The 18,987-nt window shown below is 33.1% G+C and carries 18 protein-coding genes, 2 tRNA genes and 1 pseudogene; 16 read left to right on the plus strand and 5 right to left on the minus strand.

What is annotated here, in order from left to right:
- The 16 genes and pseudogenes from tuf to AJ887_RS06845 all read left to right on the plus strand — a co-directional run.
- Positions 1-194: pseudogene (gene tuf, locus AJ887_RS06770) on the plus strand (elongation factor Tu); the annotation flags it as partial.
- Between the two features lie 52 nt (positions 195-246).
- On the plus strand, positions 247-405 hold the full coding sequence (gene rpmG / locus AJ887_RS06775; protein ID WP_002793551.1) for a 50S ribosomal protein L33: 159 nt from the start codon (positions 247-249) through the stop codon (positions 403-405).
- A gap of 12 nt (positions 406-417) precedes the next feature.
- A tRNA-Trp gene (locus AJ887_RS06780) sits at positions 418-493 on the plus strand.
- A gap of 18 nt (positions 494-511) precedes the next feature.
- Entirely contained in the window at positions 512-691 is a 180-nt protein-coding gene (gene secE / locus AJ887_RS06785; protein ID WP_002854985.1) for a preprotein translocase subunit SecE, read from the plus strand.
- A 9-nt stretch (positions 692-700) separates the two neighbouring features.
- Positions 701-1,234: a transcription termination/antitermination protein NusG gene (gene nusG / locus AJ887_RS06790; RefSeq protein WP_002851098.1), complete on the plus strand. Its 534-nt coding sequence runs from the start codon at positions 701-703 to the stop codon at positions 1,232-1,234.
- A 25-nt stretch (positions 1,235-1,259) separates the two neighbouring features.
- Positions 1,260-1,685, plus strand: a complete 426-nt coding sequence (gene rplK / locus AJ887_RS06795; protein ID WP_002861210.1) for a 50S ribosomal protein L11 — start codon at positions 1,260-1,262, stop codon at positions 1,683-1,685.
- A 54-nt stretch (positions 1,686-1,739) separates the two neighbouring features.
- Complete coding sequence (gene rplA / locus AJ887_RS06800) at positions 1,740-2,441, plus strand: 50S ribosomal protein L1 (RefSeq protein ID WP_002854928.1); 702 nt, start codon at positions 1,740-1,742, stop codon at positions 2,439-2,441.
- Between the two features lie 151 nt (positions 2,442-2,592).
- On the plus strand, positions 2,593-3,072 hold the full coding sequence (gene rplJ / locus AJ887_RS06805) for a 50S ribosomal protein L10 (RefSeq protein ID WP_002858610.1): 480 nt from the start codon (positions 2,593-2,595) through the stop codon (positions 3,070-3,072).
- Positions 3,073-3,092: 20 nt separating this feature from the next.
- Positions 3,093-3,470: a 50S ribosomal protein L7/L12 gene (rplL, locus tag AJ887_RS06810; RefSeq protein ID WP_002854820.1), complete on the plus strand. Its 378-nt coding sequence runs from the start codon at positions 3,093-3,095 to the stop codon at positions 3,468-3,470.
- 108 nt (positions 3,471-3,578) lie between these two features.
- Positions 3,579-7,715 carry a DNA-directed RNA polymerase subunit beta gene (gene rpoB, locus AJ887_RS06815; RefSeq protein ID WP_074497520.1) on the plus strand — a complete coding sequence of 1,379 codons (4,137 nt, stop codon included), beginning with the start codon at positions 3,579-3,581 and terminating at the stop codon, positions 7,713-7,715.
- Positions 7,708-12,261: a DNA-directed RNA polymerase subunit beta' gene (rpoC, locus tag AJ887_RS06820; protein ID WP_070285024.1), complete on the plus strand. Its 4,554-nt coding sequence runs from the start codon at positions 7,708-7,710 to the stop codon at positions 12,259-12,261. Before rpoB ends, rpoC begins: the two co-directional genes overlap by 8 nt.
- A gap of 119 nt (positions 12,262-12,380) precedes the next feature.
- Positions 12,381-12,767, plus strand: a complete 387-nt coding sequence (rpsL, locus tag AJ887_RS06825; protein WP_002782934.1) for a 30S ribosomal protein S12 — start codon at positions 12,381-12,383, stop codon at positions 12,765-12,767.
- A 69-nt stretch (positions 12,768-12,836) separates the two neighbouring features.
- Positions 12,837-13,307, plus strand: a complete 471-nt coding sequence (rpsG, locus tag AJ887_RS06830) for a 30S ribosomal protein S7 (RefSeq protein WP_002779471.1) — start codon at positions 12,837-12,839, stop codon at positions 13,305-13,307.
- A gap of 12 nt (positions 13,308-13,319) precedes the next feature.
- On the plus strand, positions 13,320-15,395 hold the full coding sequence (gene fusA, locus AJ887_RS06835; protein WP_002779472.1) for an elongation factor G: 2,076 nt from the start codon (positions 13,320-13,322) through the stop codon (positions 15,393-15,395).
- A 28-nt stretch (positions 15,396-15,423) separates the two neighbouring features.
- A tRNA-Arg gene (locus AJ887_RS06840) sits at positions 15,424-15,500 on the plus strand.
- Positions 15,501-15,681: 181 nt separating this feature from the next.
- On the plus strand, positions 15,682-16,887 hold the full coding sequence (locus AJ887_RS06845; RefSeq protein ID WP_070240618.1) for a tyrosine-type recombinase/integrase: 1,206 nt from the start codon (positions 15,682-15,684) through the stop codon (positions 16,885-16,887).
- Here the strand turns inward: AJ887_RS06845 and AJ887_RS06850 are convergent.
- From AJ887_RS06850 to AJ887_RS10235, 5 genes are all read right to left on the minus strand, one after another.
- The gene (locus AJ887_RS06850) at positions 16,884-17,054 is read right to left on the minus strand and encodes a helix-turn-helix transcriptional regulator (protein WP_002864902.1); all 171 of its coding nucleotides are present in this window, start codon (positions 17,052-17,054) and stop codon (positions 16,884-16,886) included. The two genes, AJ887_RS06845 and AJ887_RS06850, sit on opposite strands and share 4 nt — an antisense overlap.
- A complete protein-coding gene (locus AJ887_RS06855) occupies positions 17,047-17,589 on the minus strand; it encodes a pentapeptide repeat-containing protein (protein WP_070240604.1) in 543 nt (180 codons plus the stop codon). The genes AJ887_RS06850 and AJ887_RS06855 overlap by 8 nt, the downstream gene beginning before the upstream one ends.
- 1 nt (position 17,590) lies before the next feature.
- Positions 17,591-18,280 (minus strand): antA/AntB antirepressor family protein, encoded by a 690-nt coding sequence (locus tag AJ887_RS06860; RefSeq protein ID WP_070285026.1) that lies wholly within the window; start codon positions 18,278-18,280, stop codon positions 17,591-17,593.
- A gap of 93 nt (positions 18,281-18,373) precedes the next feature.
- Positions 18,374-18,517, minus strand: coding sequence for a hypothetical protein (locus AJ887_RS10230; protein ID WP_002873567.1), 144 nt, complete (start codon positions 18,515-18,517; stop codon positions 18,374-18,376).
- A 116-nt stretch (positions 18,518-18,633) separates the two neighbouring features.
- Complete coding sequence (locus AJ887_RS10235; RefSeq protein WP_002826691.1) at positions 18,634-18,789, minus strand: hypothetical protein; 156 nt, start codon at positions 18,787-18,789, stop codon at positions 18,634-18,636.
- Positions 18,790-18,987: the final 198 nt, after the last annotated feature.

Genomic DNA, 18,987 nt, shown 5'->3' on the forward strand with positions numbered 1-18,987 from the left:
TTTATGTAAGAACAACTGATGTTACAGGTTCGATTAAATTAGCTGATGGTGTTGAAATGGTTATGCCAGGTGAAAATGTGAGAATTACTGTAAGCTTGATCGCTCCAGTAGCACTTGAAGAAGGAACTCGTTTTGCTATTCGTGAAGGTGGTAAAACTGTTGGTTCAGGTGTTGTTTCTAAAATTATTAAATAATTTAATAAAGCCAAGTTAAAAGCTTGGCTTTAATTTTTTAAGGAAAATTGAAATGAGAATTAAAGTTGGTTTAAAGTGTGAAGAATGTGGTGATATTAATTATAGCACCTATAAAAATAGTAAAAATACTACTGAAAAATTAGAATTAAAAAAATATTGCCCAAGATTAAAAAAACATACACTTCACAAAGAAGTTAAGCTAAAAAGTTAAGCTTGCGCCCTTAGGGCAATAGCTCCAACGGTAGAGCGCCGGATTCCAAATCCGATGGTTGGGGGTTCGAATCCCTCTTGCCCTGCCATAATTAAGGTTTAAATAAATGGAAAAATTAATAACTTATTTTAAATTATCAAAAGCCGAATTAAGGAAAGTAATTTTTCCTTTAAAAGAACAGGTAAGAAATGCCTATATTACAGTTTTTGTAGTTGTTGCGGTGATTTCTTTGTTTTTGGCGTTAGTGGATTGGCTTATGTCCTCTATTGTTTCTGCGATCGTATAAGGAGAGTAAATGAGTACTCATAAATGGTATGCAATTCAAACTTATGCTGGCAGTGAAATGGCAGTTAAAAGAGCCATTGAAAATTTAGTAAAAGATAACGGAATTGAAGAACAACTTAAAGAAATTGTTGTTCCAACTGAAGATGTTATTGAATTTAAGAATGGAAAGGAGAAGATTAGCGAAAGAAGTTTGTATTCAGGATACGTTTTTGCACTTCTTGATTTAAATACGGAGCTTTGGCATCGCATTCAATCTCTTCCAAAGGTTGGTCGTTTTATTGGAGAATCCAAAAAGCCAACCCCTTTAACAGAAAAAGATATTAATTTGATTTTGGAAAAAGTTCACAATCGTGCAGCGCCTAAACCAAAGATTTCTTTTGAAGAAGGGGAAAATGTGAGAATCACAGAAGGGCCATTTGCAAACTTTACTGCAATTGTAGAAGAGTATGATATGGTTCGTGGTTTATTAAAATTAAATGTTTCTATTTTTGGACGCTCAACTCCAGTGGAGATCTTATATTCTCAAGTTGAGAAAATAATTTAATTTATATCAAGTAAGGAGATTTGTTATGGCTAAAAAAGTCGTAGGCGAAATTAAATTGCAAATTGCTGCCACAAAAGCAAACCCATCACCACCTGTTGGTCCTGCTTTGGGTCAGCAAGGTGTTAATATTATGGAGTTTTGTAAGGCTTTTAATGAAAGAACAAAAGATATGGCAGGTTTTAATATCCCTGTTGTTATCACTGTTTATGCAGATAAAAGTTTTACTTTTATTACAAAACAACCGCCAGCTACGGATTTGATCAAAAAAGCAGCTGGAATTTCTAAAGGTACGGATAATCCACTTAAAAATAAGGTGGGTAGGTTAACTCGTGCTCAAGTTTTAGAAATAGTAGATAAGAAAATTGCAGATTTAAATACTAAAGATAGAGATCAAGCTGCTAAAATTATTGCAGGTTCAGCTCGTTCTATGGGTGTTGAAATCGTTGATTAATCCTTTCACCGCCAAGGTAAAAGGCGGTAGCACTTTAAAATGCGGAGAAAATAAATGGCTAAGATAGCAAAAAGATTAAAAGAATTATCACAAAAAATTGATTCAAATAAAGAGTATGCTTTAAGCGATGCAATTGATACAATAAAGACTTTAAAGTCTGCTAAATTTGATGAGACTGTAGAAATTGCTTTAAAACTTAATGTTGATCCAAGACATGCAGATCAAATGGTAAGAGGATCTGTTGTTTTACCTGCTGGAACGGGTAAAAAAGTTCGTGTTGCTGTAATTGCAAAAGACGCAAAAGCTGATGAAGCGAAAAATGCTGGTGCAGATATTGTGGGTAGCGATGATTTAGTAGAAGAAATTCAAAAAGGTAATATGAATTTTGATGTTTTGATTGCTACTCCAAATTTAATGGGACTTGTTGGTAAAGTTGGTAGAATTTTAGGGCCAAAAGGTTTAATGCCAAATCCTAAAACCGGAACAGTGACTATGGATGTTGCTCAAGCAGTTAATAATGCAAAAAGTGGTCAGGTAAATTTCCGTGTTGATAAGCAAGGAAATATCCATGCAGGTCTTGGTAAAGTAAGTTTTTCCAAAGAACAATTATGGGACAATGTTAGCACTTTTGTAAAGGCAATTAACAAACACAAACCTGCCGCAGCTAAAGGTAGATATATTAAAAATGCGGCTTTATCTTTGACAATGAGCCCTTCTGTAAAGCTTGAAACACAAGAATTGCTTGATATGAAATAAGAGTTGCTTTTTTGCAACTCTTTTGTTTTAAAATAAACATTTGAAAAAATTTTTGATTTTTTGAGATGTTTATTTTAGATTGAAGATAGTCGAGGCGTAAGCTTAATTGGATTTCCACTCTACTTGAAATCTCAATCGGAAAGGAGAAAATGTGACTAGAAGCGAAAAAGTTGAGATTATTGCTAAACTTGAAGAAGGTTTTAAAGCTAGTGAAGCTATTGTAGTTTGTAATTACAGAGGTCTTAGCACAAAAAAACTAGAAGAGCTTAGAAATAATGCAAGAGAAAACAATGTAAAAGTTCAAATTGTTAAAAATACTTTGGCTAACATTGCTCTTAACAATTCCGGTAAAACAGGTCTAGTTCTTAAAGATACAAATATTTATCTTTGGGGCGAAGATCAGCTAAGTGTTTCAAAAGTAGCTGCTAAATTTGAAGAAAATAACGATAAATTTGAAATCAAAACAGCTCATATTGAAGGCGAAGTTGCAGATGTTGCTAAGGTTAAAGCTCTTGCTAAAATGCCTTCACGCAATGAGTTGCTTGCTATGCTTTTGCAAGTTTGGAATGCGCCAATTACCAATTTCACAATAGGTTTAAATGCGCTTAAAAATAAAAAAGAATCTGAATAAATTAAATAAAAGGATAAAAAATGGCAATTTCTAAAGAAGATGTATTAGAATATATTTCAAATTTAAGTGTTCTTGAGTTATCAGAACTTGTAAAAGAATTTGAAGAAAAATTTGGTGTGTCTGCTGCTCCTGTAATGGTGGCTGGTGGTGCTGCAGCTGGTGGTGCTGCAGCTGCTGCTGAAGAAAAAACTGAATTTGATATCGTTTTAACTGATGGCGGTGCTAAAAAGATTGAAGTTATTAAAATCGTTCGTGCTCTTACAGGCCTTGGTCTTAAAGAAGCAAAAGATGCAGTTGAGCAAACTCCTTCAACTCTAAAAGAGGGTGTGGCTAAAGCTGAAGCTGAAGAAGCTAAAAAACAACTTGAAGAAGCTGGTGCTAAAGTAGAACTTAAGTAATTTTAAGCTTTAAAGTTAGAAGAAGATTTGCCAAGGCAAGTCTTCTTTTTTTATTTTTACCTAATTTTTAGGTCTTCTTTTTTAAATTTACAAAATTTACCATGAGGTATGTGCGATATGTTAGATAATAAATTAGGAAATCGTTTAAGAGTAGACTTCTCAAACATTTCAAAACAAATAGAAATCCCAAATCTTCTACAATTACAAAAAAAGAGTTTTGATTATTTTTTAAATCTTGATAATGGTGAAAGTGGTATAGAAAAAGTTTTTAAATCAATTTTTCCTATTCATGATCCGCAAAATAGATTGAGTCTTGAATATGTTAGTAGTGAAATAGGCAAGCCAAAATATACCATTCGCGAATGCATGGAAAGAGGTTTGACTTATTCTGTAAATTTAAAAATGAAAATCCGTCTTACTCTGCATGAAAAAGATGAAAAAACAGGGGAAAAAGTTGGCGTAAAAGATATTAAAGAACAAGAAATTTATATCCGCGAAATTCCTTTAATGACAGATCGTGTATCTTTTATCATTAACGGGGTTGAGAGAGTGGTTGTAAATCAATTACATAGAAGCCCTGGTGTTATTTTTAAAGAAGAAGAAAGTTCAACGGTTGCAAATAAGCTTGTTTATACAGCACAAATTATTCCTGATCGTGGTTCGTGGCTTTATTTTGAATACGATGCCAAAGATGTTTTGTATGTAAGAATCAACAAGCGTAGAAAAGTTCCTGTAACTATGCTTTTTAGGGCTTTAGGGTATAAAAAACAGGATATTATTAAGTTGTTTTATCCTATCCAGACTATACATGTGAAAAAAGATAAATTTTTAACAGAATTTAATCCAAATGATTTTATGGACAGAATAGAGTATGATATTAAAGATGAAAAAGGAAAAATTGTTCATCAAGCTGGAAAACGACTTACAAAGAAAAAAGCAGAACAGCTTATTAAAGACGGTTTAAAATGGATAGAATACCCTGTAGAAATTTTACTTAATCGTTATTTGGCAAATCCTATTATTGATAAGGAAAGTGGAGAGGTTTTATTTGATTCTTTAACTTTGCTAGATGAGAGTAAGCTTGCCAAGATTAAAGAGCAAAAAAGTTTTGATATAGCAAATGACTTGGCTAATGGCGTTGATGCAGCGATTATTAACTCCTTTGCTCAAGATGGAGAAACTCTAAAACTTCTTAAACAAAGTGAAAATATCGATGATGAAAATGATTTAGCTGCGATTAGAATTTACAAGGTTATGCGTCCAGGTGAACCTGTGGTAAAAGATGCAGCGAAGGCTTTTGTAAATGATTTATTCTTCAATCCTGAAAGATACGATCTTACCAAGGTAGGTCGTATGAAAATGAACCATAAGTTAGGTCTTGAAGTGCCTGAGTATGTTACTGTTTTGACTAATGAAGATATTATTAAAACTGCAAAATATTTAATTAAAGTAAAAAATGGTAAAGGACATATTGATGATAGAGATCATTTAGGAAATCGTCGTATCCGTTCTATAGGTGAACTTTTAGCCAATGAACTTCATTTAGGTCTTGCAAAAATGCAAAAGGCGATCAGAGATAAATTTACTTCTTTAAATGCGGATCTTGATAAAGTAATGCCTTATGATTTAATCAATCCTAAAATGATTACTACAACCATCATTGAATTTTTTACAGGAGGTCAGCTTTCGCAATTTATGGATCAAACCAACCCTTTAAGCGAGGTTACTCATAAGCGTCGTTTGTCAGCGCTTGGTGAAGGTGGACTTGTAAAAGAAAGAGCAGGTTTTGAAGTGCGTGATGTTCATGCGACACATTATGGTAGAATTTGTCCAGTTGAAACACCTGAAGGTCAAAATATTGGTTTGATTAACACTCTTTCTACTTATGCAAAAGTAAATGAACTTGGCTTTGTTGAAGCACCATATAGAAAAGTTGTAAATGGTAAAGTGACTAATGAAGTTGTTTATCTTACAGCAACACAAGAAGAAGGCTTGTTTATTGCACCAGCTTCAACCAAAGTTGATGCTAAAGGCAATATAGTAGAAGAATTTGTTGAGGCTAGACAAGATGGTGAAACTATACTTGCAAGACGCGAAGAAGTGCAATTAATCGATCTTTGCTCAGGTATGGTTGTTGGGGTTGCAGCTTCTTTGATTCCGTTTTTAGAGCACGATGATGCAAACAGAGCGCTAATGGGTTCAAATATGCAACGTCAAGCTGTGCCACTTCTTACTGCTTCAGCTCCGATAGTAGGAACAGGTATGGAACAAATTATTGCGCGTGATGCTTGGGAAGCTGTTAAAGCAAAGCGTGGCGGTGTGGTTGAGAAAGTGGATAATAAAAGCATTTTCATTTTAGGTGAAGATGATAAAGGTCCATTTATCGATCATTACACTATGGAGAAAAATTTAAGAACCAATCAAAATACAAATTATATTCAACATCCTATTGTTAAAAAAGGTGATATAGTAAAAACAGGACAAATTATCGCAGATGGTCCTTCTATGGATCAAGGCGAACTTGCTATAGGTAAAAATGCTTTAATCGCTTTTATGCCTTGGAATGGTTATAACTATGAGGATGCTATAGTTGTAAGTGAGAGAATTATTCGTGAAGATACCTTTACAAGCGTGCATATTTATGAAAAAGAAATTGAAGCAAGAGAACTAAAAGATGGTATAGAAGAAATTACCAAAGATATCCCAAATGTAAAAGAAGAAGATGTTGCACATCTTGATGAGAGCGGTATTGCAAAAATTGGTACCCATATTAAACCAGGTATGATTTTGGTGGGTAAGGTTTCTCCAAAAGGTGAGGTTAAACCAACTCCTGAAGAAAGACTTTTAAGAGCGATTTTTGGAGAAAAAGCAGGGCATGTTGTGAATAAATCCCTTTATGCAACTGCTTCTTTAGAGGGTGTTGTTGTAGATGTTAAAATTTTCACTAAAAAAGGCTATGAAAAAGACGATCGCGCAATAAAATCTTATGATAAAGAAAAAATGGCTTTAGAAAAAGAACACCATGATAGACTTTTGATGATGGATAGAGAAGAAATGCTTCGTGTTTGTGCTCTTCTTTCCAAAGCCCCTTTAAATAGTGATCAAAAAATTGGAGATAAAAATTATAAAAAAGGACAAACTGCAGATATTAGCGAACTTGAAAAAATCAATCGTTTTACTTTAACAACTTTGATTAAAGCTTATTCTAAAGAGATTCAAAAAGAATACGATGATTTAAAAAATCATTTCCAAAATGAGAAGAAAAAATTAAAAGCAGAACACGATGAAAAGCTTGAAATTTTAGAAAAAGATGATATTTTACCAAGTGGGGTAATTAAGCTTGTTAAAGTTTATATTGCTACAAAGAGAAAGCTTAAAGTTGGTGATAAAATGGCAGGACGTCACGGAAACAAAGGTATAGTTTCAACTATAGTTCCTGAAGTGGATATGCCTTATTTACCAAATGGTAAAAGTGTAGATATTGCACTTAATCCACTTGGCGTTCCAAGTCGTATGAATATAGGCCAAATTTTAGAAAGCCATTTGGGTTTAATTGGACTTAGACTCGGAGATCAGATTCAAGAAATTTTTGACAGAAAGCAAAAAGATTTTCTTAAAGAATTAAGAGCAAAAATGCTTGAAATTTGTTCTATTCCAAGACTTGCAAGCGAAAAAGAATTTATTAAAAGCTTAAGCGATGAAGAGCTTTTAAACTATGCTAGAGACTGGAGTAAAGGAGTTAAATTTGCTACTCCTGTTTTTGAAGGTGTAAATATAGAAGAATTTAGCAAGCTTTTTGAAATGGCCAAGATAGATATGGACGGCAAAACAGAACTTTATGATGGACGCACAGGTGAAAAAATTGCAGAGCGTGTTCATGTGGGATGTATGTATATGCTAAAACTCCACCACTTAGTTGATGAGAAAGTTCACGCAAGAAGTACAGGACCTTACAGCTTAGTTACCCAACAACCTGTGGGTGGTAAAGCACTCTTTGGGGGACAAAGATTTGGGGAGATGGAAGTTTGGGCACTTGAAGCTTATGGAGCGGCTCACACTTTAAGAGAAATGTTAACTATCAAATCAGACGATGTAGAAGGTAGATTTAGTGCTTATAAAGCATTGACAAAAGGTGAAAATGTTCCAGCAACAGGAATTCCTGAAACATTTTTTGTATTAACCAATGAGCTTAAATCTCTTGCTTTAGATGTTGAGATTTTTGATAAGGATGAAGATAATGAGTAAATTTAAAGTAATAGAAATCAAAGAAGATGCAAGACCTAGGGATTTCGAAGCGTTTCAACTAAGACTTGCAAGTCCTGAAAAAATCAAATCATGGTCTTATGGAGAAGTAAAAAAACCAGAAACTATCAATTATAGAACCTTAAAGCCTGAAAGAGATGGGCTTTTTTGCGCAAAGATTTTTGGACCTATAAGAGATTATGAGTGTCTTTGTGGTAAATACAAAAAAATGCGTTTTAAAGGCGTTAAGTGTGAAAAATGTGGTGTTGAAGTAGCAAATTCAAAAGTGCGTCGTTCTAGAATGGGACATATCGAGCTTGTAACTCCTGTGGCCCATATTTGGTATGTTAATTCTCTTCCAAGCCGTATAGGAACGCTTTTGGGTGTTAAGATGAAAGATCTTGAGCGTGTGCTTTATTATGAAGCTTATATCGTTGAAAATCCAGGCGATGCTTTCTATGATAATGAAAGCACCAAAAAAGTAGAATATTGTGATGTTTTAAATGAAGAGCAATATCAAAATTTAATGCAACGCTATGAAAATAGTGGCTTTAAAGCAAGAATGGGTGGAGAAGTTGTTCGTGATTTACTTGCAAATTTAGATCTTGTGGCGCTTTTAAATCAGCTTAAAGAAGAAATGGCGGCTACAAATTCAGAGGCTAAGAAAAAAACCATCATTAAACGCTTAAAAGTAGTAGAAAATTTCTTAAATTCAAATTTAAACGCCAATACCGATAGTGATGAAGCCGTACCAAATCGTCCTGAATGGATGATGATTACAAATCTTCCAGTTTTACCGCCAGATTTGCGTCCTTTAGTGGCTTTAGATGGTGGGAAATTTGCAGTTTCTGATGTGAATGACTTATATCGTCGTGTTATCAATAGAAATACACGTCTTAAAAAACTTATGGAACTTGATGCACCTGAAATCATTATAAGAAATGAAAAAAGAATGCTTCAAGAGGCTGTTGATGCACTTTTTGACAACGGTCGTCGTGCTAATGCTGTAAAAGGAGCAAATAAACGCCCATTAAAATCTTTAAGTGAAATTATCAAAGGAAAGCAAGGGCGTTTTAGACAAAACCTACTAGGTAAGAGAGTGGATTTCTCAGGTCGTAGTGTTATTGTTGTGGGTCCAAAACTTAGAATGGATCAATGTGGTTTACCTAAAAAAATGGCTTTAGAGCTTTTTAAACCACATCTTTTAGCTAAGCTTGAAGAAAAAGGTTATGCAACTACAGTAAAACAAGCTAAAAAAATGATAGAAAACAAAACCAATGAAGTTTGGGAATGTTTAGAAGAGGTAGTAAAAGGACATCCTGTTATGTTAAACCGTGCGCCTACTTTGCATAAACTTTCTATCCAAGCTTTTCATCCTGTTTTAGTGGAAGGTAAGGCTATACAACTTCATCCTTTGGTTTGTGCAGCATTTAACGCGGACTTTGATGGGGATCAAATGGCAGTGCATGTACCGCTTTCTCAAGAGGCTATTGCAGAATGTAAAGTGCTTATGCTTTCATCAATGAATATTCTTTTGCCAGCAAGCGGTAAGTCTGTAACCGTTCCATCGCAAGATATGGTTTTAGGAATTTATTATCTTTCATTGGAAAAAGCAGGTGCTAAAGGTTCGCATAAAATTTGTACAGGCATTGATGAAGTGATGATGGCACTTGAAAGCAAGTGTTTGGATATTCATGCGAGTATACAAACTATGATAGATGGTAGAAAGATTACTACTACAGCAGGAAGATTGATTATTAAATCCATTTTACCTGATTTTGTGCCTGAAAATAGTTGGAATAAAGTCTTAAAGAAAAAAGACATTGCCGCGCTTGTGGATTATGTTTATAAACAAGGTGGTTTAGAGATTACAGCAAGTTTCTTGGATAGACTTAAAAATTTAGGTTTTGAGTATGCAACGAAAGCAGGTATTTCAATTTCGATTGCAGATATTATTGTTCCTAATGACAAGCAAAAAGCTATCAATGAAGCAAAAAAACAAGTAAGAGAAATTCAAAATTCTTATAATCTCGGTTTGATTACTTCAGGGGAAAGATACAATAAAATCATTGATATTTGGAAAAGTACAAACAATGTTCTTTCAAAAGAGATGATGAAGCTTGTAGAAAAAGATAAAGAAGGTTTTAACTCTATTTATATGATGGCAGATTCTGGTGCTAGAGGTAGTGCGGCTCAAATTTCTCAGCTTGCTGCGATGAGAGGACTTATGACTAAACCTGATGGTTCTATTATCGAAACGCCTATTATTTCGAATTTCCGTGAAGGGCTAAATGTTCTTGAATACTTTATTTCAACCCACGGTGCTAGAAAAGGTCTTGCAGATACCGCTCTTAAAACAGCAAACGCGGGTTATTTGACAAGAAAACTCATCGATGTTGCACAAAATGTAAAAATTACCATTGAAGATTGTGGAACGCATGAAGGTGTTGAAATCAATGAAATCACCGCAGATAGTTCTATTATAGAAACTTTAGAAGAAAGAATTTTAGGTAGGGTTTTAGCTGAAGATGTGATCGATCCTATTACAAATTCTGTGCTTTTTGCAGAAGGTACTTTAATGGATGAGGAAAAAGCAAAAATTCTTGGAGAAAGCGGTATAAAAAGTGTCAATATTCGCACTCCTATTACCTGCAAAGCTAAAAAAGGAATTTGTGCAAAATGTTATGGTATCAATCTTGGCGAAGGTAAATTAGTAAAACCAGGTGAAGCAGTAGGAATTATTTCCGCTCAATCTATCGGCGAGCCAGGGACGCAGCTAACTCTAAGAACTTTCCACAGCGGGGGGACTGCAAGTACGGATTTACAAGATAGACAAGTAAGCGCACAAAAAGAAGGTTTTATAAGATTTTATAATCTTAAAACTTATAAAAACAAAGAAGGTAAAAATATCGTAGCAAATCGTAGAAATGCGGCGATTTTGCTTGTGGAGCCAAAAATCAAAACTCCATTTAAAGGTGTGATTAATATAGAAAATATTCATGAAGATGTGATTGTTTCTATTAAAGATAAAAAACAAGAAGTAAAATACATACTAAGAAAATACGATCTTGCTAAACCAAATGAATTAGCAGGTGTAAGTGGCAGTATAGATGGAAAACTTTATTTGCCATATCAAAGTGGTATGCAAGTAGAAGAAAATGAAAGTATCGTGGAAGTGATTAAAGAGGGTTGGAACGTTCCTAATCGTATTCCTTTTGCGAGTGAAATTTTAGTAGAAGATGGCGAGCCCGTGGTACAAAATATCAAAGCAGGAGAAAAGGGAACGCTTAAATTTTATATCCTTAAAGGCGATGGTTTAGATAGAGTAAAAAATGTTAAAAAAGGCGATATTGTTAAAGAAAAAGGATTCTTTGTGGTGATTGCTGATGAAAATGATAGAGAAGCAAAAAGACACTATATCCCAAGAGAATCTAAGATAGAATTTAACGATAGTGAAAAAATCGATGATGTAAATACTATCATTGCAAGTGCTCCTAAAAAAGAAAGAAAAGTGATTGCAGAATGGGATGCTTATAATAATACTATTATTGCAGAAATTGATGGTGTTGTAAGCTTTGAAGATATTGAAGCAGGTTATAGTGCCGATGAGCAAATTGATGAAGCTACAGGTAAGCGTTCTTTAGTGATTAATGAGTATTTGCCAAGCGGAGTTAGACCGACTTTGATAATTGCAGGAAAAGGTGATAAGGCTGTGCGTTATCAGCTTGAACCAAAAACCGTTATTTTTGTTCATGATGGCGATAAAATCGCTCAAGCAGATATTTTAGCAAAAACTCCAAAAGCTGCAGCTAAATCAAAAGATATTACAGGAGGTCTTCCAAGAGTTTCTGAACTTTTTGAAGCAAGAAAACCAAAAAATGCAGCTGTGATTGCAGAAATTGATGGTGTTGTTCGTTTTGATAAACCTTTGCGTTCCAAAGAAAGAATCATTATCCAAGCAGAAGATGGAACAAGTGCTGAGTATTTAATCGACAAATCAAAACACATTCAAGTAAGAGATGGCGAGTTTATCCATGCAGGTGAAAAACTTACAGATGGAGTTGTTTCGAGTCATGATGTGCTTAAAATTTTAGGTGAAAAAGCCTTGCATTATTATTTGATTTCCGAAATTCAACAAGTTTATCGCGGACAAGGTGTTGTGATTTCTGATAAACATATAGAAGTTATCGTTTCTCAAATGCTAAGACAAGTAAAAGTTGTAGATAGTGGACATACGAAATTTATCGAAGGTGATTTGGTTTCAAGACGTAAATTCCGTGAAGAAAACGAAAGAATCATTAGAATGGGTGGAGAACCAGCTATTGCCGAGCCTGTGCTTTTAGGTGTAACAAGAGCAGCGATTGGAAGTGATAGTGTGATTTCTGCGGCTTCATTCCAAGAAACTACTAAAGTTTTAACCGAAGCAAGTATAGCGGCTAAATTTGACTACTTAGAAGATTTAAAAGAAAATGTTATTCTAGGTAGAATGATTCCTGTTGGAACAGGGCTTTATGGTGAACAAAATTTAAAACTTAAAGAACAAGAATAAAACTCTATTTTATAGCCCTTCGGGGCTATATTTCTTCATTTTCAATCTTTTTAACTAAAATATAAGCAAAATTTAGATATCATCCAAAGTTTATTACATTTTTAAAGAAAGGAATTATTGTGCCTACCATAAATCAATTGGTTAGAAAAGAGCGCAAAAAAGTTTTAGAAAAATCTAAATCTCCAGCGCTTAAAAATTGTCCACAAAGAAGGGGAGTTTGCACTAGGGTTTATACTACAACACCTAAAAAACCAAACTCAGCGTTAAGAAAAGTTGCCAAAGTAAGACTTACTAGTGGCTTTGAAGTGATCAGCTATATCGGCGGTGAAGGTCATAACTTGCAAGAACACAGCATTGTTTTAGTGCGTGGTGGTAGGGTAAAAGACTTACCAGGGGTTAAATATCACATCGTTCGTGGTGCTCTTGATACAGCAGGTGTTGCAAAAAGAACAGTTTCTCGTTCTAAATATGGTGCTAAACGCCCTAAAGCAGGCGCTGCAAAATAATCATTCATACAGACAAATCCGTTAGATTTGATTTTGTTTGAGTAAAATTTAAAATTTGAAGGAAAAATAATGAGAAGAAGAAAAGCTCCGGTAAGAGAAGTCTTGCCTGATCCGATTTATGGTAATAAAGTAATCACAAAATTTATTAATTCTTTAATGTATGATGGTAAAAAAAGCACAGCTACAACAATTATGTATGGTGCTTTGGAAGCTATTGATAAAAAAGGTGGCGAGAAAAAAGGTATTGATATTTTTAATGATGCGATTGAAAATATTAAGCCTTTATTAGAAGTGAAATCTCGTCGTGTAGGTGGTGCAACCTATCAAGTTCCAGTTGAAGTTCGTCCTGCTAGACAACAAGCTTTAGCGATTCGTTGGATTATTTCTTTTGCAAGAAAAAGAAGCGAAAGAACTATGATTGATAAACTTGCAGCTGAGCTTTTAGATGCTGCTAATAGCAAAGGTGCTTCATTTAAGAAGAAAGAAGATACTTATAAAATGGCTGAAGCAAATAAAGCATTTGCTCACTATCGTTGGTAAGAAGGAGTGTGTATGTCAAGAAGTACTCCTTTAAAAAAAGTTAGAAATATCGGTATTGCTGCTCACATTGATGCGGGTAAAACGACTACATCTGAAAGAATTCTTTTCTTTACAGGTATGAGTCATAAAATCGGTGAAGTTCATGATGGTGCTGCTACTATGGACTGGATGGAACAAGAGAAAGAGCGTGGGATTACTATCACTTCTGCGGCTACAACTTGTTTTTGGAAAGATCACCAAATTAACCTAATTGACACTCCGGGTCACGTGGATTTTACAATTGAAGTTGAAAGATCTATGCGTGTTCTTGATGGTGCTGTTGCGGTATTTTGTTCAGTGGGTGGGGTGCAGCCTCAAAGTGAAACAGTTTGGAGACAAGCAAATAAATATGGTGTTCCAAGAATAGTATTTGTAAACAAAATGGATAGAATCGGTGCAAATTTCTACAATGTAGAAGATCAAATTCGTAACCGTTTAAAAGCTAATCCAGTTCCACTTCAAATTCCAATTGGTGCTGAGGATAATTTTAAAGGCGTAATCGATCTTGTAACTATGAAAGCTTTAGTTTGGGAAGATGATACTAAGCCAACGGATTATGTAGAAAAAGAAATTCCAGCTGAACTTAAAGAAAAGGCAGAAGAATATCGCACAAAAATGATAGAAGCAGTTTCTGAAACTTCAGATGAGTTGATGGAAAAATATTTAGGCGGAGAAGAATTAAGCCTTGAAGAGATTAAAACAGGGATTAAAGCAGGATGTTTAAGTCTTTCTATCGTTCCTATGCTTTGCGGTACAGCGTTTAAAAATAAAGGGGTTCAACCTTTACTTGATGCTGTTGTGGCTTATTTACCAGCTCCTGATGAAGTGGCAAATATCAAGGGTGAATATGAAGATGGCACAGAAGTTTCTGTAAAATCAACTGATGATGGCGAGTTTGCAGGACTTGCATTTAAAATCATGACAGATCCATTTGTAGGACAACTTACTTTCGTGCGTGTTTATCGCGGTTGTTTGGAAAGTGGTTCTTATGCGTATAACTCAACTAAAGATAAAAAAGAAAGAATTGGTCGTTTGTTAAAAATGCACTCTAACAAAAGAGAAGAGATTAAAGTGCTTTACGCAGGCGAAATTGGTGCTGTTGTAGGACTTAAAGATACTTTAACAGGGGATACTCTTGCAAGTGAAAAAGATAAGGTAATCCTTGAAAGAATGGATTTTCCAGATCCAGTTATTTCTGTTGCAGTTGAGCCAAAAACTAAAGCTGATCAAGAAAAAATGTCTATTGCTTTAAATAAATTAGCACAAGAAGATCCAAGTTTTAGAGTTTCTACAGATGAAGAAAGTGGTCAAACTATCATTTCAGGTATGGGTGAGTTACACCTTGAAATTATCGTTGATAGAATGCTTCGTGAATTTAAAGTTGAAGCTGAAGTAGGTCAACCACAAGTTGCTTATCGCGAAACTATTAGAAAAACTGTTGAACAAGAATACAAATATGCTAAACAATCAGGTGGTCGTGGTCAGTATGGACATGTATTCTTACGCCTTGAACCGCTTGAGCCAGGTAGTGGATATGAATTTGTTAATGATATCAAAGGTGGGGTAATTCCAAAAGAATACATTCCTGCAGTTGATAAAGGTGTTCAAGAAGCATTGCAAAATGGTGTTTTAGCAGGTTATCCTGTGGAAGATGTTAAAGTAACTGTTTATGATGGAAGTTATCACGAGGTGGATTCATCTGAGATGGCGTTTAAACTTGCTGCTTCTATGGGCTTTAAAGAAGGTGCTAGAAAAGCAGGTGCTGTGATCTTAGAGCCTATGATGAAAGTTGAAGTAGAAACTCCTGAAGATTATATGGGTGATGTTATTGGAGATCTTAACAAACGCCGTGGTCAAGTAAATAGCATGGATGAGCGTGGTGGAAATAAAATCATCACAGCATTTTGTCCTTTGGCTGAAATGTTTGGTTATTCTACTGATCTTAGAAGTCAAACTCAAGGTCGTGCGACTTATTCTATGGAATTTGATCATTATGATGAAGTTCCTAAAAATGTTGCGGATGAAATCATCAAAAAAAGAAACGGTTAAATTTTTAGCGGGATTTTTCCCGCTTTCTGTCCTCGTAGCTCAGCAGGATAGAGCGCAAAATTCCTAATTTTGAGGCCGTGAGTTCGAATCTCGCCGTGGACACCAAGTAGTAATTCATTAAGTAATATTAAGATACAAAATACACTATTTTAACAACTTTTCTACATTAAAATTTTTCATTATGATTGAAATTTTTTCTATTTTTTCTTATAATTCTGTAGCCATTTATGTAGCCAAAGTAAAAAAGCTAATTCTGGCTACAAAAATACTAAAAAAAGGTTTTTTAATGCTAACTCAAAAAGATATAGACAATTTAGAAATAAAAGATAAAAGGTATATGATTAGCGTAGGAGAACCAAAAGAATTATATGTCCGAGTTAATCCAACGGGTAAAAAAGTTTTTTATTTAAGAGCTTCAAAATTTAAAAATTTTATAACAATAGGGGAATGCCAAAAAGGTGTTTTAAATGTTACAAATGCAAGAGAAAAAGCAAAAGATCTTTTAAAGTCAATGTATGATGGAAAATTTATCGGTAAAAATGATAAGGTTATGACACTTGAAAAAGCAAATTTTCTTTATGTTGATATAAAATCTAAAAAATTAAATTCAGCTACAATCAAAAAAGAACAGTCAATTTTTAAAAAATATATTATTCCCACTTTGGGACAAAAAGATATAAATGAATTGAAAAAAGATGATTTTCTACCTATTTATGATTTAATGCAGAAAAAAGGAATATACGAAACAATAAAGAAAAATATATCTTTGCTATGTAGGATATTTGAGATTAGTAGGCAAAGAGGTGACTTAAAAACAGATATAATACTTCAATTGAAAGATTTAAAGAAATTTTATAATGAAGCAAATCACAATAAAGTTAAACATTTTAAAGCTATAGTAGAAGAACAAGAAATAAAAAATATGTTAGAATGTATGAAAGAATATAAAAATCATCCACGGACAAATACAACTATAATTAATGCAATTTATTTTACGCTTTTGACAGCACAAAGAAGTAAAAATATTCGATTTGCTAAATGGAGTGATATTGACTTTGAAAACAATCTTTGGATTATAAAAGCAGATGAAATGAAAGTAAGATCTAATGGTGATAATATTATCCCTTTAAATAAATATGCTTTAAAGATACTAGATATACAAAGAATTTTAAATGGAGATAAAAAGTATATTTTCGCTAATAATAATGGAACTATTAGCGAGAATTTTGCTGTAAGATTTTTTAAATTTTATAATTTAGAGCACACTATACATGGATATCGTTCTACTTTTAGAAGTGTTTATACTAATAAAAGCAATGAGTTAATTCAGCAAGGTATTAGTAAAGATATAGCAGAAATGATATTACATCATATAAGCGGCAATGAAATAGAAAGGGCTTACAACAGAGCCAAGGCAATTGATTTAAGAGTAAAACTTATGCAATGGTATGGTGGAAATTACTTAAATTCTCTTTGTGAGTTTTGCTTTTAATGTCTTTTAGCTTTAAGCCATTTTTCTATTTCTTTTATTTCATATCTTATGGATTTTCCTATGCGAATGTAAGGTATTTTACCATCTTGTCTTAACTTAAATAATGATGTTATACTAACTCCTAAATATTCGCTCAATTCTTTTTCTCTAAAATATTTTTTAACCATTTTCAACTCCTAATCTTTTATCTATAATTTCAAAAATAGTATCCTTGTAATAACTCCAAAGCCATTTCTGTTCTTCATCTTCTAAATCATCAACGCTTAAATTACGCCATTCTTTTATTGTTTTAGTATCACAACCTAAATTCATCATAGTTTTTGTAAAAGTCATAACATAGGTATCAACGACAACACTAAAGATATTTTTCATATCTCCTATACAGTCCCTAAGATCTACATTTTCAAATATACAATTTTCAAATTCTGTTCTTAGAAAATTACAAAAATGGAAACTTGCTCCACTAAAATCGCAATCTATAAAAGATGCATTCTTGCTTGAAATATCATTTAAATTAGCGTTTTTAAAACTAGCACCATTTATAAATACATTATCAAAATCCAAACCACTTAAATTTAGATTTTCTAAGTTTGCATCATTTAAAGAAATACCTTCTAAAATGCAATACTCAACTAATTCTTTTTCATTTTTTCTATCATCTTTGATAATGATAGTTTCATCAAGTCTTTTTAAAATTCCCATCTCATCTCCTTAATATTTTTTTCCATTTTTCTTCGTATTCATCATAATTTTGCCAATAATCAAGAGTTTGTTTTAGCTTCTTAACAACAGCATCCCAAGTTGTTATTTTTGTACTTTCTAATGCTATTTTTTTAGCTAAAAATTCAAATTCCCACTCTTTTATACAAACCATATTATAATCCTTAGCTAGTATTTTTCTAAGCTCTAGTAATTCTTCCTTGCTAAGCTTTCTTTTAAAGCTTAACTCCTTTTTATTTTCTAAGTCGTATTTTAGGGCTTTGATTTTATTTTCATAATATTCCTTTTGCTGTTTTAATTGAGATTTATAACCTAAGCTTTGTCTAAAAGCTAGTTTTTGCATCTGTTCAGCTTCAAGGTTTTTAAGGCGTTTTTCACATTCTATAAAATAACGCCTTGCCTGTCTGCCTTTTTCGTTGTTTTCAACCATACAAAGCTCTTTTGCCATATCTAAGGTCACATAGTATTCTTTGCGTGGGCGACCTTTTGTATAAACAATTTCTATGATGTAGTCTTGATTTTCAATAAAATTGTAGTGGCTGATACGGCGATTAATCCATTCTGCAAAATTAGAAGTTATTTTTATATATTTGTAAATTTCTCTAGCATTTACAGAATTAATTTCTGCACCTATTGTTTGGTTTGTAATAGGAATAAGAGTTATGTTTTGCATTTAGCTTCCTTTTAGATTGTTTTTGTATTCTAAAATTATTCCAAAAAGAAGATTAAAAGAATATTAATAGATTAATATTATATTCTAAAAGGATTACTTATTTAATCTATTGTCTAAATCTTTAGTAACTGCATAAACTATATATTGATTTATTGTCATTCCTAAAGATTGTGCTATTTTTTCCATAATTTCCAACATTTCGCCATTAAAAGTTATTTGTAGTTTTTTATTTTCCATTGGTTCTCCTTATTTAAAGTTTTTTCGAAATTTCGAAAAAAGGTTTTAATTATCTTTGATTAAAAATAATAAAATGTATTTTTCTAAAATTTTAGAAAAATAGCAAAAGCCCTTATTTAAAGTGCTTTTAAATCCTTTGTAATTAAAAATATTATATATTGAGTAAGCGGCAAACCCACTTCATCAGCCTTTTTTTGCAACTCATCTTTTTGCTTATCACTAAGCCTTATTTGCACGATGTTGCTCCCTTTGCTTTCTTTCTCTTCTGCCATATTTACTCCTTTATTTTAGATTAATATTTTTTAGTTATAATTTTTTCATTACTTTTCAGAAATGAAAGGATTTGGCTCATTTTTTTGAGTTTCCCTGTCTTAGTGCAGGGCTTATTATATTTTTTACTATTTTATTTTTAATCATTTCAAAATCTTTGTCATTGATTTTTCCTATGTAAGTTTTTATCCTTTTAGTAT

Origin of the sequence: Campylobacter sp. BCW_6466 (assembly GCF_001762835.1) — a bacterium.
Taxonomy (GTDB): Bacteria; Campylobacterota; Campylobacteria; order Campylobacterales; family Campylobacteraceae; genus Campylobacter_D; species Campylobacter_D jejuni.

Bases quoted from the DNA above. Each gene is read 5' to 3' on its own strand.
- rpmG (WP_002793551.1), top strand. From the start codon at position 247: ATGAGAATTAAAGTTGGTTTAAAGTGTGAAGAATGTGGTGATATTAAT.
- secE (WP_002854985.1), top strand. From the start codon at position 512: ATGGAAAAATTAATAACTTATTTTAAATTATCAAAAGCCGAATTAAGG.
- nusG (WP_002851098.1), top strand. From the start codon at position 701: ATGAGTACTCATAAATGGTATGCAATTCAAACTTATGCTGGCAGTGAA.
- rplK (WP_002861210.1), top strand. From the start codon at position 1,260: ATGGCTAAAAAAGTCGTAGGCGAAATTAAATTGCAAATTGCTGCCACA.
- rplA (WP_002854928.1), top strand. From the start codon at position 1,740: ATGGCTAAGATAGCAAAAAGATTAAAAGAATTATCACAAAAAATTGAT.
- rplL (WP_002854820.1), top strand. From the start codon at position 3,093: ATGGCAATTTCTAAAGAAGATGTATTAGAATATATTTCAAATTTAAGT.
- rpoB (WP_074497520.1), top strand. From the start codon at position 3,579: ATGTGCGATATGTTAGATAATAAATTAGGAAATCGTTTAAGAGTAGAC.
- rpoC (WP_070285024.1), top strand. From the start codon at position 7,708: ATGAGTAAATTTAAAGTAATAGAAATCAAAGAAGATGCAAGACCTAGG.
- rpsG (WP_002779471.1), top strand. From the start codon at position 12,837: ATGAGAAGAAGAAAAGCTCCGGTAAGAGAAGTCTTGCCTGATCCGATT.
- fusA (WP_002779472.1), top strand. From the start codon at position 13,320: ATGTCAAGAAGTACTCCTTTAAAAAAAGTTAGAAATATCGGTATTGCT.
- AJ887_RS06845 (WP_070240618.1), top strand. From the start codon at position 15,682: ATGCTAACTCAAAAAGATATAGACAATTTAGAAATAAAAGATAAAAGG.
- AJ887_RS06850 (WP_002864902.1), bottom strand. From the start codon at position 17,054: ATGGTTAAAAAATATTTTAGAGAAAAAGAATTGAGCGAATATTTAGGA.
- AJ887_RS06855 (WP_070240604.1), bottom strand. From the start codon at position 17,589: ATGGGAATTTTAAAAAGACTTGATGAAACTATCATTATCAAAGATGAT.
- AJ887_RS06860 (WP_070285026.1), bottom strand. From the start codon at position 18,280: ATGCAAAACATAACTCTTATTCCTATTACAAACCAAACAATAGGTGCA.
- AJ887_RS10230 (WP_002873567.1), bottom strand. From the start codon at position 18,517: ATGGAAAATAAAAAACTACAAATAACTTTTAATGGCGAAATGTTGGAA.
- AJ887_RS10235 (WP_002826691.1), bottom strand. From the start codon at position 18,789: ATGGCAGAAGAGAAAGAAAGCAAAGGGAGCAACATCGTGCAAATAAGG.